Raw genomic sequence first — 14,557 nt, forward strand, 5'->3', positions numbered from 1 at the left:
CACCCATACCAGGCCGGCACGGGCGGCCGGCGGCGGCGGAATGACTTATCCACAAGCCGCCGGGCAGGCGGGGCGTCAGCCTTTGAGGGTCTGTTCGAGGACGTGGAGTTCGTGGTTGACTTCCGGGTTCTTGGCGCGGTCGGCGGCGATCTTGCGCACCGCGTGCAGCACGGTGGTATGGTCGCGCCCGCCGAACAGCTCGCCGATCTCCGGCAGGCTCTTCTGGGTCAGCTCCTTGGCCAGGTACATCGCGATCTGGCGCGGGCGGGCGATGTTGGCCGGCCGCTTCTTGGAGTACATGTCGGCGACCTTGATGTTGAAGAAGTCGGCCACGGTCTTCTGGATGTTCTCCACGGAGATCTGGCGGTTCTGCACCGACAGCAGGTCCTTCAATGCCTCCTTGACAACATCGATCGTGATGTCCTTGCCGTGGAAACGGGAGTAGGCCAGGATCTTGCGCAGCGCGCCTTCGAGTTCGCGCACGTTGGAGCGCAGGTGCTTGGCCACGAAAAAGGCGACGTCGTCGCTCAGGACGGCGCCTTCCTGTGCCGCTTTCTTCAGCAGGATCGCGACCCGCATTTCCAGCTCCGGCGGCTCGACCGCGACCGTCAGGCCGGAGTCGAAACGGGAGATCAGGCGGTCATCCATGCCGCTGATTTCCTTCGGATAGGTGTCGCTCGTGATGATGATCTGCTTCTTGGCGGCGATCAGCGCCTCGAACGCATAGAAGAATTCTTCCTGCGTGCGACTCTTGCCGGCGAAGAACTGAATATCGTCGATGAGCAGCATGTCCAGCGAGTGGTAGTAGCGCTTGAAATCGTCGAAGCCCTTGCGCTGGTAAGCGGTCACTACGTCGCGTACATACTGTTCCGCGTGGATGTAGCGGATGCGCACGTCGGGCTTCTCCGCCAGCAGCTGGTTGCCGATGGCGTGGATCAGGTGGGTCTTGCCGAGACCGACGCCGCCGTAGAGGAACAGCGGGTTGTAGGACACGCCCGGGTTGTTGGCGACCTGGATCGCGGCGGCGCGGGCGAGCTGGTTGGCCTTGCCGGTGACGAAGCTTTCAAAGGTCAGCGCGGGATTGATGCGGCTCTGGTCGCGCTTCTTGGTCTCTTCTATGTACAGGTCGGCACGCTCGATCGCATCCGGCATGTCGATCACCGCCGCGGCCTGGGCAGCGCCGCCGCCATTGACCGCCGCGGCCGCGGCCGGTGCCGGGGCCGGACGGCGCGCGCCGCCGGCACGCGGGTCGAGCACGAACTGCACGTCGATCGGGGCTTCCCAGTATTCCGAGGCGAGGGTGGTGATACGGCTGGCAAACTGCTGCTTGACCCAGTCCAGCTTGAAGCGGTTGGGCGCCGCGATGCGCAGGCGGCCGTCCTCGAAATCGAGCGGAACCAGGGGTTTGATCCATGCGCTGAATTGTTGCGGCGGGAGTTCCTGCTCCAGTTTCGCGGAGCAAGTCTGCCAGAAATTTTCCATGGATTGTTCTAGTAGTCTTGGTATGGTGGATACAGACTGCAGCGCCGCAGCCATCTTGCGCCTGCGGCGTCTGGCGCAGCTTCGGTCGGCCGCGCGGGAGGGCTATTCTATACCCGGGCAAGGATAGTTATCCACAGGGCGCGACATTTTTCCGACATAAAAAAGAGCTTGCCAAGAACCGGGTTTTTTGCGTGGCAGGACCGCCCCGGCAGCGCGCAGGCACCGGGCGGGGCAAGGCCCGGCACGGCCGCTAAGTGATTGACAGAGAAAGCGAAACTGGTGTTTAATCGCGGGTTCACTGCCTGTCGCGTTTTGTGTCCGCACAAAACAAGAATGGGCTGAGCTGAGAACCAACCCATTTCTGCCGAACTAGCGAGACCAACATGAAACGTACTTACCAACCGTCCGTCGTCCGCCGCAAGCGCACCCACGGCTTCCGTGCACGCATGGCCACCCGTAGCGGCCGCGCCGTCCTGAACGCTCGCCGCGCCAAGGGCCGCAAGCGCCTGGCCGTCTGAGGCCGGCTTCGGCTGCCGAAACTGCTGCTGGCGTGAGCGAAGACTATTCACGCGCCCGGCGCATCGTAAAAACGGATGAGTTCTCATCCGTTTTTCGTTTGCGGCCCGCTCAACGCAGCGCCCACTTCGTGCTGTACACCCGCAGCAATTCCCTCAGTCACGCCCGCCTGGGCGTTGTCGTGGCGAAGCGCTTCGCGCCGCGCGCGGTCACCCGCAACACGATCAAGCGTCTCACCCGCGAAACCTTCCGCCTGTCGTCGCTGCCCGCGCTCGACTGCATCGTCCGCCTGACCAAACCCGTGAATGCCCGCCGCGACCCCGCCACCGGCGCGCGGCTCAAGCAGACGCTGCGCGCCGAGCTGGCGCAGCTGCTGCGCTCGCAGGTCCGCAAGCCGGAGGAGATGCGCGGATGAAACCCGTTTTGCTGCTACTATTGCGCGCGTACCGGCTGGGCATCAGTCCTTTTCTCGGCCAGAAGTGCCGCTTCTACCCGAGCTGCTCCAGCTATGCGATGGAGGCGATCGAGTTGCACGGCGCGGCACGGGGCAGCCTGCTGGCCGCGCGCCGCTTGTGCAAATGCCATCCCTGGCACCCGGGCGGCGTCGATCCGGTGCCGCCGAAAGCCTGCGCCGGACATCGCCACTGAATTCCTGATTACTGAAGACCACACTCTTATATGGATATCCAACGTACCGTTCTGTGGGTTGTATTCTCGTTGTCGCTGCTGCTGCTGTGGGACAACTGGATGCGCTACAACGGCAAGCAGTCGCTGTTCTTCCCGAGCGCGACGCAGCAGCAGTCCGCCCAGCCCGCGGCCGGCGGCGAGCCCGCCCGCCGCAACGATGTGCCGCAGGTAAGCGCGCCGGCGGCGGCAACGCCGGCGGTGCCGGCCGGCGCCGACCGCAGCGGCGAGGTGATCACCATCACCACCGACCTGGTCAGGGCCGAGATCGACACCGTGGGCGGCGAGCTGCAGCGGCTGGAGCTGCTCAAGCACAAGGACACGGTGGACCAGAACAAGAACATGGTGCTGTTCGATTCCGGCAATGCCCATGTCTACCTGGCGCAGACCGGCCTGATCGGCGGCCCCTTCCCCAATCACAAGACCGCATTCTCCGTTCGGCCGGGTCCGCGCAGCCTCGACGGCAACGAGGAGCTGCAGCTGGTGCTGGAGTCCGAGCAGGGCGGCGTCAAGCTGGTGAAGACCTATACCTTCCGCCGCGGCGAGTACACCATCGGCATCAGGCATGAGGTGATCAACAACGGCGTGCAGCCGATCAGCCCCTCGCTGTATGTGCAGCTGGTACGCGACGGCAATGCGCCGGCGGGCGAGTCGGCGTTCTACAGCACCTTCACCGGGCCGGTCGTCTACACCGAGGCCGACAAGTTCCAGAAGATGAGCTTCGAGGACATCGAGGAAGGCAAGGCACGCCATGCGACCAAGTCCGACAACGGCTGGGTGGCGCTGGTGCAGCATTATTTCGTGTCGGCCTTCCTGCCGCCGCAGAACACCGCGCGCGAAATCTACACCAAGAAAATCGACAACAACCTGTACGCGGTCGGCTCCATCCTGCAGGTGGGCACCGTCGAGCCGGGCAAGTCGGCGACCGTGAACGTGCCGCTGTACTCCGGCCCGCAGGAATCGGACCGCCTCGAGAAGCTGGCGCCGGGACTGGAACTGGTCAAGGACTACGGCTGGCTGACCGTGATCGCCAAGCCGATCTTCTGGCTGATGGAACAGATCCACAAGGTGCTCGGCAACTGGGGCTGGACCATCATCGTGCTGACCGTGCTGATCAAGCTCGCCTTCTTCCCGTTGTCGGCGGCGAGCTATCGCAGCATGGCCAAGATGAAGACCGTGACGCCGAAGATGCAGGCCATCCGCGATCGCCACAAGAACGATCCGCAGAAGATGAACCAGGCGATGATGGAGCTGTACAAGACCGAGAAGATCAATCCGCTCGGCGGCTGCCTGCCGATCCTGGTGCAGATCCCGGTCTTCATCGCGCTGTACTGGGTACTGCTGGCCTCGGTCGAGATGCGCAACGCGCCGTGGCTCGGCTGGATCACCGACCTCGCCTCGCCCGACCCGTGGTTTATCCTGCCGGTCATCATGGCGGTGTCGATGTTCATCCAGACCAAGCTCAACCCGACCCCGCCGGACCCGGTGCAGGCCAAGGTGATGCTGTTCATGCCGATCGCTTTCTCGGTGATGTTCTTCTTCTTCCCGGCCGGCCTCGTGCTGTACTGGGTGGTCAACAACATCCTGTCGATCGCGCAGCAGTGGTTCATCACTCGCCGCATCGAAAGCGGCAAGCCGGCGTAAGCCAGGCCGCATCGCAAAGCCCGCCGCGTGCGGGCTTTGTTGTTTTCAGGGACCGCATTGCCGATCCATCACCACGCCCATAAAATCCGTTCCATGAATCACGACACGACTCCCATCGCAGCCATCGCCACGCCGCCCGGGCGCGGCGGTATCGGCGTGGTGCGCATCTCCGGCAAGAACCTGGCGCCGGTGATGGAAGCCGTCTGCGGCACCTCGGCGCTGCAGCCGCGCCATGCGACCTACCTGCCCTTCCGCCATGCCGACGGCAGCGCGATCGACCAGGGGCTGGCGATCTACTTCAAGGCACCCCATTCCTACACCGGCGAAGACGTGCTCGAGCTGCACGGCCACGGCGGCCCGGTGGTGATGCAGATGCTGCTGGCGCGCTGCCTCGAAGCGGGGCGCGACATCGATTTGCGGCTGGCCGAACCGGGCGAATTCACCCAGCGCGCCTTCCTCAACGACAAGCTGGACCTGGCGCAGGCGGAAGCCGTCGCCGACCTGATCGAAGCCTCGACCGAGGCGGCGGCGAAATCGGCGTCGGCGTCGCTGACCGGCGCCTTCTCGCGCGCCATCCACGGGCTGGTGGAGAAGGTGATCCACCTGCGCATGCTGGTCGAGGCCACGCTCGATTTTCCGGAAGAGGAGATCGACTTCCTCGAGAAGTCCGACGCCCGCGGCCAGCTCGAGCGCATCCGCGCGGACCTGGAGCAGGTGTTCGCCGAAGCCTCGCAGGGCGCGCTGCTGCGCGAGGGTCTGAACGTGGTGCTGGCCGGCCAGCCGAACGTCGGCAAGTCATCGCTGCTCAACGCGCTGGCCGGCGCGGAAATCGCGATCGTGACCCCGATCGCGGGTACCACCCGCGACAAGGTGAGCGAGACCATACAGATCGAAGGCATCCCGCTCAACATCGTCGACACCGCCGGCATCCGCGAGGCGGGCGACGAAGTCGAACGCATCGGCATCGAGCGCACCTGGGGCGAAGTCTTCAGGGCCGACGTCATCGTGCACCTGCTCGACGCCGGCCGCGGACCGACCCGCGCCGACGAAGACATCACGCAGCGCTTCCCGCCCAACGTGCCGGTGCTGCGCGTCTGGAACAAGATCGACCTGTCCGGCCACAAGCCGGCGGTGGACCGGGCGGCGGAAGCCACCCACATCTACCTGTCGGCGACCGAGCGCGCCGGCATCGACCTGCTGCGCGCCGAACTGTTGCGCGTCGCCGGCTGGCAGCAGACGGCCGAGTCGCGCTTCATCGCGCGCGAGCGGCACCTGGTCGCGCTGAAGGCGGCGCGCGAACACCTGGCATTCGCGGCCGAGCACGCGATGGCCGGCGGCCAGACGAGCGACCAGGCACTCGACCTGTTCGCGGAGGAATTGCGCATCGCGCAGGAACGGCTGTCGAGCATCACCGGCGAGTTCACGCCGGATGATTTGCTGGGGGTGATTTTCAGCCGGTTTTGTATCGGGAAGTAGCGCGAGGTCTGCTGGAGCAAACGGACGTTGATTACGCTGCGACAAAGCAGTCGTGCATGGCATCTGCTCGAACCAGATTTGAAAACAGAGTATCTGTATCAACGTGCTGAGAGGGAAAGTGTTGGCGTCGTATTGCCGAGGAAGGAAACAACAAAGCTATGCGGCAAAGCTCGTAAAGATGCCGCCCATCTCCCTTTCATCTACAAATGAGGAGCAAAGCGCAATCGCCCACCTCCTCTCCGAAATGTTCGCCGAACTTGCCGCTCTTGGAGCCAGGCCCGCAAAGGTACGACAAATCAAGCGAGGCATGATGCAGGAGCTGCTCACCGGGAGGAACCGCCTCGTATGACGCTTGCCCAGCTTCTCACCGCCCTGCAGCTTGGTGAAGACCAGGAAATCGAATTCAAGTCCGCGGCCGGCGGATTGCCGAAGTCCCTTTGGTCGACGTTGTCCGCATATGCGAATACCGACAGTGGCTGGATCGTGCTTGGCGTAGCCGAGAAGCATGGTGCATTCGAGCTTGAACCGTTGCGTAACCATCAGTCCCTGCTCAAGACATTCTGGGATGAGCACAACAATCCACAGAAGCTGAGCCAACCGGTCTGCCGCGACGAGGATGTAGCCGTCATAGAGATGGGGAGTTCGGCAGTAATTTGCATCCATGTGCCTCGTGCCTCACGCCAGCTACGTCCAGTCTTCATCAACGGCAACCCATTGACTGGCACGTATAAGCGCAACTACGAAGGCGATTACCGCTGCACCGAGGCGGAAGTAAAACGCATGCTGCGCGAAGCAGGCGATGAGCCGCTGGACGGGCAGATACTCGAAGGCTTCGATGCGGACGATCTTGACGCCGACACTCTCGCATCCTTTCGCAATCGCTTTGCGGCACGCGATCCAGATCATCCTTTCCTCGCCTTGAGCGATACTGCCTTCCTGGAAAGCCTGGGTGCCCGGCGGCGGGATCGCCTCCATAAAACCGAAGGGCTGACCCTTGCTGGCTTGCTCATGTTTGGCAAGGAGAGAAGTTTGCTCGATGCGCTCCCGAGCTATCAGCTGGATTATCAGGAAGTGCTGGCCGACGATCCAGACATTCGTTGGACCTATCGGTTGACGCTAGACGGCAAATGGGCTCCGAACCTGTTCAACTTCTATTACCGGGTCTTTCCCCGCCTGACTGCAGGCATCGCCACTCCGTTCAAGCTGGGGCAGCATGCGACCCGAACGGCGGAAACGCATGTTCATGAGGCGCTGCGCGAAGCCCTGGTGAATACTCTGGTCCATGCAGACCACCAGTTGCCGCAGGCGATCACAGTGATCAAGCGCCACGATGCTTTCGTCTTCCGCAATCCCGGTCTGCTGCGGGTGCCGCGCGAGCAGCTTTACCACGGGGGTGTGAGCGATCCGCGCAATCCCAACCTGATCAAGATGTTCCAGCTCCTGGGCCTGGGCGAACGCGCCGGTTCCGGGTTTCAGAAGATCCTTCGCGCTTGGCATGAGCAAAGCTGGCTGGTGCCGCTGGTCGCGGAAGACTCTCGGCTGGAAACCACCCGCGTCTCGCTGCCGGTCGTCAGCATGATTCCGGAGCATGTGGAAAAGGAGTTGCGATCACTGGTCGGCGGAGCTTACCCGCAACTCGACGAACTCAGCCGCATGATGCTTATCATGGCGCACCACTTCGGCGATATCAGCAACGAAGACGTGCAACAGCACCGGAAAGAGCATCCTCGCGATATCGGGATGCGACTGGCGCAACTGGTGACCTCGGGCTGGCTGAAGAAGGATGGCGTAGGCCGGGGAACGCGCTACCGCTGGCCTTCAACCCCGGTTCCCGACCTTCTGAGGCCGGTCGCCACGGAAGTCACCACGGAAGTCACCACGGAAGTCACCACGGAAGTCACCACGGAAGTCACACCGGAAATCCGGCTCATCCGTGTGCTGCGGGGAACCATGGGCCGGCGTGAGTTGATGGACGCGTTGCAACTCAGGAATGGCGAGCATTTCCGTCGCCATTATCTGCAGCCGGCCCTTGCCAGGGGCTGGCTTGAGATGACCCAGCCGGACAAGCCTAACAGCCGCTTTCAGAAGTACCGGCTGACCCAGCTTGGGATGAAAGCACTTCAAAAATAAGAATCAGCAACTATTAGGCGGCAATTCGTAGGCCCGCTTGGTTTCGTTCCGGCGAAATCTACCTCGCCACATCCGCCAGCAAGCGGTGCGCCAGCGCCACCGCCTGCTCCAGCGCCTGTTCCGGGCTGTCGGACGGGGCTTCGACTTCGTGACGGGTGTCTTCGCTGTCGGCGCCCAGTTCATGGCTCATCATGACCACGCCCTGGTAACGGCCGTCGGCCAGTTCCTGGATGTCGGCCTGGGCGATCCAATCCGCCTTCCTGTACTGCACTGCTGCCATGGCTACCTCCATGATTTCGTTCGACGTAGGACTGCCGGGGGAGGAGCTTGTTCTGGACTGCCGTGATTTTAATCAAAAGAAAAAAATCCCCTGGAATCAGGGGCTTGGGAAAACGACCCAGGGGTCGTCCACAGAATTATTCACAGGAAATGTGGAGTAATCCCCATCACTTCTAGCGGGTGGTGAACGTCCAGTTGCGGCTGACCTGGGTGCCGTCGACGGTACCGACGAACCGCACCTCGTAGGTGGTGTTCGCGGCAAGCGGCGCGAGCGGGACGATGGCCGCGGCGGAATTGGGCGTGTGGGTGTCGCCGGCGGCGCTGAGGCGCCGGACCTGGAGGTCGCTGCCGCCCTGCGGCCGGACCGCGAACTCCTGCACGGCGACGCTGGCGAGGATGTTGGCGTGGACGCTGATCGGGTAGCCGACTTCATTGCGGTCGGGGACCGGGTCGGGCGATTCATTGTCGCTCATGAAGTTGCGGTCGACGTCGCGCTGGCCGTTATACGGGTAGATGACCACGCCGCCGCTGGGCAGGCCGCCGTTGAGGCCGTTGACGGTGAAGTTGGTGGTGAAGTAGGTGTTGCCGCCGTTGACGGTGGCTGCACCGGCGCCGATTTCCTTGAACATCGGCTCGAAGATCACGAAACGATGGTAAATCGCGGCGATCAGGTCTTCCGCCGCCGACGCGCCGGAGGTGCTGGCGGTGGAGGAGATCACTTCGCCGTAGGCGTAACCCCCGGTCTGGGTGAAATTGTAGCCGGCAGCCCTGAGCCGCTGGTCCAGTTCGACGCCGGTGAAACCGGGACGGCCTTCGATCTGCTCGTGCGTGATCGTGTTGTTGAGGCCCTGGTAGTCGGAATGGCCTTGCGCCGCACGATCCACCACCGCGTTGCGGGACAGGCGCTGCAGGCCGATCTGCTCGCGGCGGACATTGAACTGCTCGATGCCTTCGGTGGCGGTATTGCTGGCCGTCGCGACGGAGGCCGAGGAGGCGGAACGGTTGGAGGAATCGCCGTCACCGCCGCCGCCGCCGCCGCAGGCGGCAAGGATGAGGGCGGCAAGCAGCGCGGGAAGGGTGGTGCGCGGGAATCTACCCATGTAATGACCTCAGGAGCAAGAATGCGTCCGGGAACGCAAAGGGAAGCGAAAGTGCCGGTTAGACGGAGCGCGGCAGGACTGGTTGCACCGTAACAAGAAAAAATTGCAGGCGATTTGACATTGCCGAAACGGCGGCCGGCTTGTCGTCCTGTGGCAACGTCGACGGAACCGGCGCCGTGCCGCGGTTCACTCACGTAAGTTAGTGACGGAATGGCGGGCGGGAGGCGCGCATGGGCGAGTATGTGATTCTGGCTTTGGCGGGGTTGGTGACGGTCGGCTTGCTTGCCAGGACCGTGAGACGGCGGGTCTCGGGGATGGGCGCGACCGCGGCCCGGCCGGTGCCGCAGGTCGAGCGCGGCGTGCGCTTTACCGCGCGGGGCAAGGTGCTGCGCACGACAGGCCGCCGCTCGCTGCGGTACTGGCGCCGCAGCTAGGCGAAGGTGCTCAGGAAAAGGACAGCTTGCCTGACCAGGTGGCGCCCCGGTCGTCGGGACGGCGCGCCGGAAACATGCCGGACGCGGCGACCTTCAGGCGGTCGAGCGAGAACTGGCGCAGGTGCTGGAACACGCTCTGGTTGATGCTGATCGCCGCCTGCATCACGAGCAGGTCGACTTCACGGCGGGCGCCGCTGTCCTGCGCCGCCTCCTCGCTCTCGGCGCGGGGTCGGGTACGGCCGCGCGCGGCCTGCTCGTTGACCACGAAACGGAAGGCATCCTCCAGCGTGACGGAGCTGGCGTCGCCGGCGAGGCGCCAGGCGTTGCCGCGTTCGCCGGCCAGCAGCTGCCCGCGGCACAGCGCGTTGCACAGGCGGACCAGCTCCTTTTCGGGCCGGCCGGTCTGCCGCGCGAGCTGTTCGATGCCGACCGCACGCGGCGCGCGCGAGACGAAGGCGCCGAGCACTTCGGTGACGAGGCACAGCCGCTCATACATGCTGCTGCTGCCGAAAATGATGGGATCGGTGTTGTTCATGCTGCTTTCTCCATGGGTATGGGGTCATACCGGTCGCCGGTCAGGCGCTTGACCTCGGTAAGGTTCAGAACGGTCGGCAGCGTCGGATCGCGCAGGCAGGCAAACAGCTGCGCGACGTCGAGCGCCTGGACCAGGGTGTGGCCGTGGTTGGCCTGGATGACCTGCTTGACCAGCAGGCCGTCCGCATTGCTTGCGAAGGGCGTGGGTGCGATCTGCTCGGGCTGGAATTCCGGCACCGCGTGCAGGTCGTCGACCAGCACGCCGATCTCGTGGCCGTCGTGCCGCATCACGATGACCTGGCTGCCGCCGTCGATACGCGCCGGGCTGCCGCGCATCATGTGATGCAGGTCGAAGACCCAGACGAAGTCGCGGCTGCCACTCTCGCGCTGCAGCCCGATGACGCCGATGCGTTCGCTGCGGCCGCCCATCGAAACCGTCGACACCTCGCTGGCGGGCAGGGCTTCGACCACGCTGGCGGCGGGGACGGCGAACAGCATGCCGTCGACGAAGAAGGTGGCGTATTCGATGCCGCCGGTGTTGACCCCGGACTGCAGCAGCGCATCTTCGCGCCGCGCGACGCCGTGCTCGCGCACTTCGCCGAACAGGTCGAACACGACCGCGATGACGTCGTCGCGATAGCCGTCGCTGACCTTGAATTCCCGGTAGCCGCTGGAGACGGTGCAGCCCATGATGGCGTAATGGCCGTCATGCAGGACGATGCGGGACTCGCTGCTGCCGTTGGGCAGGGCAAGCAGCGCGGGGTCGATGTCGAGGCGGCTGCCGGCCGGGCGGCCCGGATCTGTGCTGGCGATCACGCGGCCGCCGCGATCGATGAAGAATCCGATCATGCCCGGCTTGTCGGCGAGCGCGCCGCGCAGCATGGCGGCGAATTCCGGGCCGGAGTCGAACACGATGCCGATGCCTCCGACCACGCTGGCATCATCGCCCGGCGCTCGGATGGCCGCGTGGTAGATGTAGGTCGGCCGCCCGCCGTATAGCGGGCTCGCGCGGAACGGACTGACATGGTAGTCCTGCTCGCTGCGCAGCGCGCGCACCGCGGACAGCGTGTCGTCGTCGATGCGGGTGCCGGCGACCGGGATGCCGCCTTCCTGCCCATTCGTGCTGGCGACGATGCGGCCCTCGGCGTCGTAGACGAAGATGCGGGTGTAGACGGTGTACAGGCGGTTGATGTAGTCGAGGATGGCGGTCAGGCGGGAGGCGGCCTCGTCGCCGACTTCGCCGGCCGCCAGCGCGTGGCGCAGCTCCGGGGTGAGAGCCCACCAGCGGCAGTCGTCGGAGCGCTCGTACAGGTTGCGGTCGAGCAGATCGACCAGCAGGTGCGACACGAACTCCGAGTCGCGCAGGCTGGATGCGAGCACCGTCTCGTACAGGTCGCGGATCGACTGCGAGAACAGTTCGTCGCTGCGCATGCCGGTCTCGCTGATCTGGTCGAGGATGGTCTTGAGCTTCATCAGCTCGCCGCGCTGGCCGGCGGTCATCACCTGGCCGTTCCAGACCACGCGGCGGATGGTGTCGGCGGCGGTCATGATCTCGAACAGCGGCGGGCAGAAGGAGCGCGCGTGCGACAGCAGGCCGTCGGCGATGCCCGCGTCCAGCGTCGACAGCGCGCTCGTGGCGCTGCCATGGAAAGCGACGTCGACGGGGATCATCACCTGTCCCTGCCAGCCGGGCGGCCCCATGTAGCCCTGATAGCCGGCGGCGGGATAGGTGCGCACCAGGTATTCGCGGCCGCCGTAGACCATCAGCCGCGCCGACTGGTTGCGGTTGACGGGCACGGTGGCGCCGACCGGAATCCACAATTCGTCGGCGCTCGCGATCACCCGGTTGTCGCCGTCGAGCAGCAGCATGTTGGAGCGCTCTTCGGCGTCGCGGTGGGCGCGGAAGATGCCGGCCATCTCTTCCTCGAAGTGGAAGCACAGGCAGAGCACGCCGACGGGCGCGCCGGTATCGGGGTGCAGCATGCGGCGTGAATACACCAGTGCCTGCTTTTTCAGCGGCCGCAGGTCGGTCGCGCGGAAGGTTTCGACATAGCCATCGCTGGCGAGCGTCTCGGCGATCAGCGGATCGGTGCTGCCTTCGAGCGGGCTGGCCTCGTCGATCTGGACCAGCACGTTGCCGCGGGTGTCGAGCAGGATGATTTCATCGTAGACGGTGTACTTGCTGCGGTAGGCGCGCAGCCGCAGGCGGATGGCATCGGCGTCGTCCTGCAGGCCGGCGACGAAGGCGCAGAGTTCGCGGTCGGTGGCGAGGAAGCCGACGTCGGCCGTGCGTTCATACAGATTGCGCACCACGATGTCGATCACATACTGGGCCTTGGTGCCGATCTCGTCGAGCACGTTGCCCACCTTTTCGCGGACCAGGCTGGTCACCAGCTCCTGCTCGAGCCGGTTGAAGCCGGCGCGCGTGGCGGCCATGGTGGGCAGGATGGAGCGGGCCTCGACCGGACAGTTCATCTTGGCCGAGGCTTCGATCATGCGCCACATGGTGTTCAGTTCGCGCAGCGACTGCTCGCAGCGCACGACGTCTCTCATGTACGGAAGGAAGGTGTCTATCGGCAGCGGGTCGGCATCGTTCATCGCGGGTCCTCGGCAATGGGTGCGCACGGTTTTCGGGGTCGGGGAGCTTCGTGCGCCAATGCAATATTGCAATTTGCAGGCCAGGGAATTTCCGCGTGATTTGCCTCTCAAACACGCTTTTGCCGCGCCATGGCGGCCCGGGCGCAGATGCCCGGCGGGGCGCGCACTGCCAAGGTGCGCGACAGCCGGCACGCCGGTTTTTCCATGCATGATGTTGGTGCACCGCCCCGGTCGGACGGCGCCGGATTTTTTTGCGCGGCGCGCGCGCCGATTCCCTCACTCCCGTTACACTAGGCTCGATCACGCAGGCACACGTATGAAACCAGTTGCTCCAGGCACCGTCATCTTCCACCGTCACCGCGGCTATGGCGTCATCACCTCGGTCAATCTTCTGACCGGCTGGGTGTCCGCCCGCTTCGGCGACGAGGTGCGCACGCTCGATCTCAACCTCTCGCACGACGACCTCCAGCATGCGGACGGCGAACCGATCCGCTTCCGGCGCGAGGCGCCCGACCGCATGCCGCACGCGCGGCTCATGGCCATGGTGCGCGAACTGCATCGCGCGGGCTACGAGCGGCTCTACCTGTACTGCTGGCCAAAGCCGTCCGGCCTGCACTGGCGCTGGCACCTGTTCACCGGGCAGCGCAACTGGCTGGAGCGGCCGTGGCGCGAAGGCTGGTACGGCTCGGGCGCGGACTACAACTTCAACCCGGTGCTCGGCTGGGGCGACCAGCCGGGGGCCAGCACCGAAGACCTGGTGCATTGCTTCGCGCGCTTCGATCCGCAGGGCCTGGCGCAGGCGCTGCGGCGCGACGAGGACCACAGCGCATGGTTCGAGCAGGTGTGTGAAGCGCTGCTGCCGAATTACGCCTATACGCTGGGATGGGACTTGCGCGACGGGCCGGTGCCGGAGCACCTGCCGGTGATCCCGGTGCGGCGCGGGGTACCGGCCTATGCCGGTCCCGCCTTGCCCTGGCCGCCCGGCTGGAAGCGCATCGGCGGCCATCTGCATGTGCAGGGCAGGCGCAGCATGCTCACCGCGCTGCCGCCGCTGCCGATCGAGAGGGGCGTCAGCTAGAACAGCTCGTTCTGCCGTCCGCGCCAGCGGCGCTGATTGACCTGCGCGAGCGCGGTCTGGCGCGGCCCCGGCTCCAGCGTCAGGCTGTCGCCGGCGCACAGGCTGCCGGTCTCCAGCACCCGCAGATAGAAGCCGGTGTGGCCCGACTGCAGCATCAGCTTCACCGCGTGCGCGAAACCCATCTTCGCGGCGAACTTGAAGCAGGGCTGGCGCGGCTCGGTCACCTCCATCAGCACGGCACCGGCGCGCAGCCGGTCGCCGATCCAGACATCCTCCTCCAGCAGACCTTCCAGCGTCAGGTTCTCGCCCATGGCGCCGGGCGCGAGCGGCTCATCCCGCTTCAGCACCGACAGCCGGTGCTGGCGCCAGAACGCATAGTGCTCCGACGGATAGGCATAGACGGCCTTGGACAGGCCGCCGTGCACGGTGAGATCGGCCTGCTCGTCGCCGTCCAGGCCGAGCCGTCCGACCTGCACCGGTCCGTCGACGGACTGCTTGTGGATGCCGGTGATGATGCGGCGCGTGCGCTCGGACTGCTGTACGAAGAGTTCGCCGATGCCGGCGCGGTTGACGCTCTTGATTCTCATGTATGTCGTCGGTCG

Annotated in this window: 14 protein-coding genes; 8 read left to right on the forward strand and 6 right to left on the reverse strand. The window is 64.9% G+C overall.

The features are described 5' to 3' along the window. Positions 1–75: 75 nt before the first annotated feature. Positions 76–1,482, reverse strand: a complete 1,407-nt coding sequence (gene dnaA / locus NCCP691_RS15690) for a chromosomal replication initiator protein DnaA (protein ID WP_220809497.1) — start codon at positions 1,480–1,482, stop codon at positions 76–78. Positions 1,483–1,865: 383 nt separating this feature from the next. Here dnaA and rpmH point away from each other — a divergent pair, with 383 nt between their 5' ends. The 6 genes from rpmH to NCCP691_RS15720 all read left to right on the forward strand — a co-directional run bounded on the left by rpmH (position 1,866) and on the right by NCCP691_RS15720 (position 7,932). Next, positions 1,866–2,000 (forward strand): 50S ribosomal protein L34, encoded by a 135-nt coding sequence (gene rpmH, locus NCCP691_RS15695; protein WP_220809498.1) that lies wholly within the window; start codon positions 1,866–1,868, stop codon positions 1,998–2,000. Between the two features lie 32 nt (positions 2,001–2,032). After that, positions 2,033–2,413, forward strand: coding sequence for a ribonuclease P protein component (rnpA, locus tag NCCP691_RS15700; protein WP_220809499.1), 381 nt, complete (start codon positions 2,033–2,035; stop codon positions 2,411–2,413). Then, the gene (gene yidD, locus NCCP691_RS15705) at positions 2,410–2,646 is read left to right on the forward strand and encodes a membrane protein insertion efficiency factor YidD (protein ID WP_220809500.1); all 237 of its coding nucleotides are present in this window, start codon (positions 2,410–2,412) and stop codon (positions 2,644–2,646) included. The genes rnpA and yidD overlap by 4 nt, the downstream gene beginning before the upstream one ends. Before the next feature lie 30 nt (positions 2,647–2,676). Continuing rightward, entirely contained in the window at positions 2,677–4,326 is a 1,650-nt protein-coding gene (yidC, locus tag NCCP691_RS15710) for a membrane protein insertase YidC (protein ID WP_220809501.1), read from the forward strand. A 93-nt stretch (positions 4,327–4,419) separates the two neighbouring features. Continuing rightward, complete coding sequence (gene mnmE, locus NCCP691_RS15715; RefSeq protein ID WP_220809502.1) at positions 4,420–5,802, forward strand: tRNA uridine-5-carboxymethylaminomethyl(34) synthesis GTPase MnmE; 1,383 nt, start codon at positions 4,420–4,422, stop codon at positions 5,800–5,802. Between the two features lie 345 nt (positions 5,803–6,147). Next, positions 6,148–7,932, forward strand: coding sequence for an RNA/DNA-binding domain-containing protein (locus tag NCCP691_RS15720; RefSeq protein WP_220809503.1), 1,785 nt, complete (start codon positions 6,148–6,150; stop codon positions 7,930–7,932). 58 nt (positions 7,933–7,990) lie between these two features. On the opposite strand, the gene NCCP691_RS15725 is transcribed toward NCCP691_RS15720, so the two are convergent. Then, entirely contained in the window at positions 7,991–8,212 is a 222-nt protein-coding gene (locus NCCP691_RS15725; protein ID WP_220809504.1) for a hypothetical protein, read from the reverse strand. A gap of 172 nt (positions 8,213–8,384) precedes the next feature. Beyond that, a complete protein-coding gene (locus tag NCCP691_RS15730) occupies positions 8,385–9,311 on the reverse strand; it encodes a CAP domain-containing protein (protein WP_220809505.1) in 927 nt (308 codons plus the stop codon). A 230-nt stretch (positions 9,312–9,541) separates the two neighbouring features. On the opposite strand from NCCP691_RS15730, the gene NCCP691_RS15735 reads away from it, so the two are divergent. After that, positions 9,542–9,745, forward strand: coding sequence for a hypothetical protein (locus tag NCCP691_RS15735; RefSeq protein WP_220809506.1), 204 nt, complete (start codon positions 9,542–9,544; stop codon positions 9,743–9,745). 10 nt (positions 9,746–9,755) lie between these two features. Here NCCP691_RS15735 and NCCP691_RS15740 read toward each other — a convergent pair whose 3' ends face one another. Then, complete coding sequence (locus NCCP691_RS15740) at positions 9,756–10,280, reverse strand: helix-turn-helix domain-containing protein (protein ID WP_220809507.1); 525 nt, start codon at positions 10,278–10,280, stop codon at positions 9,756–9,758. Continuing rightward, on the reverse strand, positions 10,277–12,877 hold the full coding sequence (locus tag NCCP691_RS15745; RefSeq protein ID WP_220809508.1) for a chemotaxis protein CheW: 2,601 nt from the start codon (positions 12,875–12,877) through the stop codon (positions 10,277–10,279). Before NCCP691_RS15745 ends, NCCP691_RS15740 begins: the two co-directional genes overlap by 4 nt. 316 nt (positions 12,878–13,193) lie before the next feature. Here NCCP691_RS15745 and NCCP691_RS15750 point away from each other — a divergent pair, with 316 nt between their 5' ends. Then, complete coding sequence (locus NCCP691_RS15750) at positions 13,194–13,955, forward strand: L-asparaginase (protein ID WP_238482462.1); 762 nt, start codon at positions 13,194–13,196, stop codon at positions 13,953–13,955. On the opposite strand, the gene NCCP691_RS15755 is transcribed toward NCCP691_RS15750, so the two are convergent. Further along, positions 13,952–14,542: an MOSC domain-containing protein gene (locus NCCP691_RS15755; RefSeq protein ID WP_220809509.1), complete on the reverse strand. Its 591-nt coding sequence runs from the start codon at positions 14,540–14,542 to the stop codon at positions 13,952–13,954. The genes NCCP691_RS15750 and NCCP691_RS15755 overlap by 4 nt on opposite strands. Positions 14,543–14,557: the final 15 nt, after the last annotated feature.

It is taken from the genome of Noviherbaspirillum aridicola, from assembly GCF_019656455.1.
Taxonomy (GTDB): domain Bacteria; phylum Pseudomonadota; class Gammaproteobacteria; order Burkholderiales; family Burkholderiaceae_D; genus Noviherbaspirillum; species Noviherbaspirillum aridicola.

Coding starts and splice junctions, on each gene's coding strand:
- dnaA (WP_220809497.1), bottom strand. CDS start 1,482: ATGGAAAATTTCTGGCAGACTTGCTCCGCGAAACTGGAGCAGGAACTC.
- rpmH (WP_220809498.1), top strand. CDS start 1,866: ATGAAACGTACTTACCAACCGTCCGTCGTCCGCCGCAAGCGCACCCAC.
- yidD (WP_220809500.1), top strand. CDS start 2,410: ATGAAACCCGTTTTGCTGCTACTATTGCGCGCGTACCGGCTGGGCATC.
- yidC (WP_220809501.1), top strand. CDS start 2,677: ATGGATATCCAACGTACCGTTCTGTGGGTTGTATTCTCGTTGTCGCTG.
- mnmE (WP_220809502.1), top strand. CDS start 4,420: ATGAATCACGACACGACTCCCATCGCAGCCATCGCCACGCCGCCCGGG.
- NCCP691_RS15720 (WP_220809503.1), top strand. CDS start 6,148: ATGACGCTTGCCCAGCTTCTCACCGCCCTGCAGCTTGGTGAAGACCAG.
- NCCP691_RS15725 (WP_220809504.1), bottom strand. CDS start 8,212: ATGGCAGCAGTGCAGTACAGGAAGGCGGATTGGATCGCCCAGGCCGAC.
- NCCP691_RS15730 (WP_220809505.1), bottom strand. CDS start 9,311: ATGGGTAGATTCCCGCGCACCACCCTTCCCGCGCTGCTTGCCGCCCTC.
- NCCP691_RS15735 (WP_220809506.1), top strand. CDS start 9,542: ATGGGCGAGTATGTGATTCTGGCTTTGGCGGGGTTGGTGACGGTCGGC.
- NCCP691_RS15740 (WP_220809507.1), bottom strand. CDS start 10,280: ATGAACAACACCGATCCCATCATTTTCGGCAGCAGCAGCATGTATGAG.
- NCCP691_RS15745 (WP_220809508.1), bottom strand. CDS start 12,877: ATGAACGATGCCGACCCGCTGCCGATAGACACCTTCCTTCCGTACATG.
- NCCP691_RS15750 (WP_238482462.1), top strand. CDS start 13,194: ATGAAACCAGTTGCTCCAGGCACCGTCATCTTCCACCGTCACCGCGGC.
- NCCP691_RS15755 (WP_220809509.1), bottom strand. CDS start 14,542: ATGAGAATCAAGAGCGTCAACCGCGCCGGCATCGGCGAACTCTTCGTA.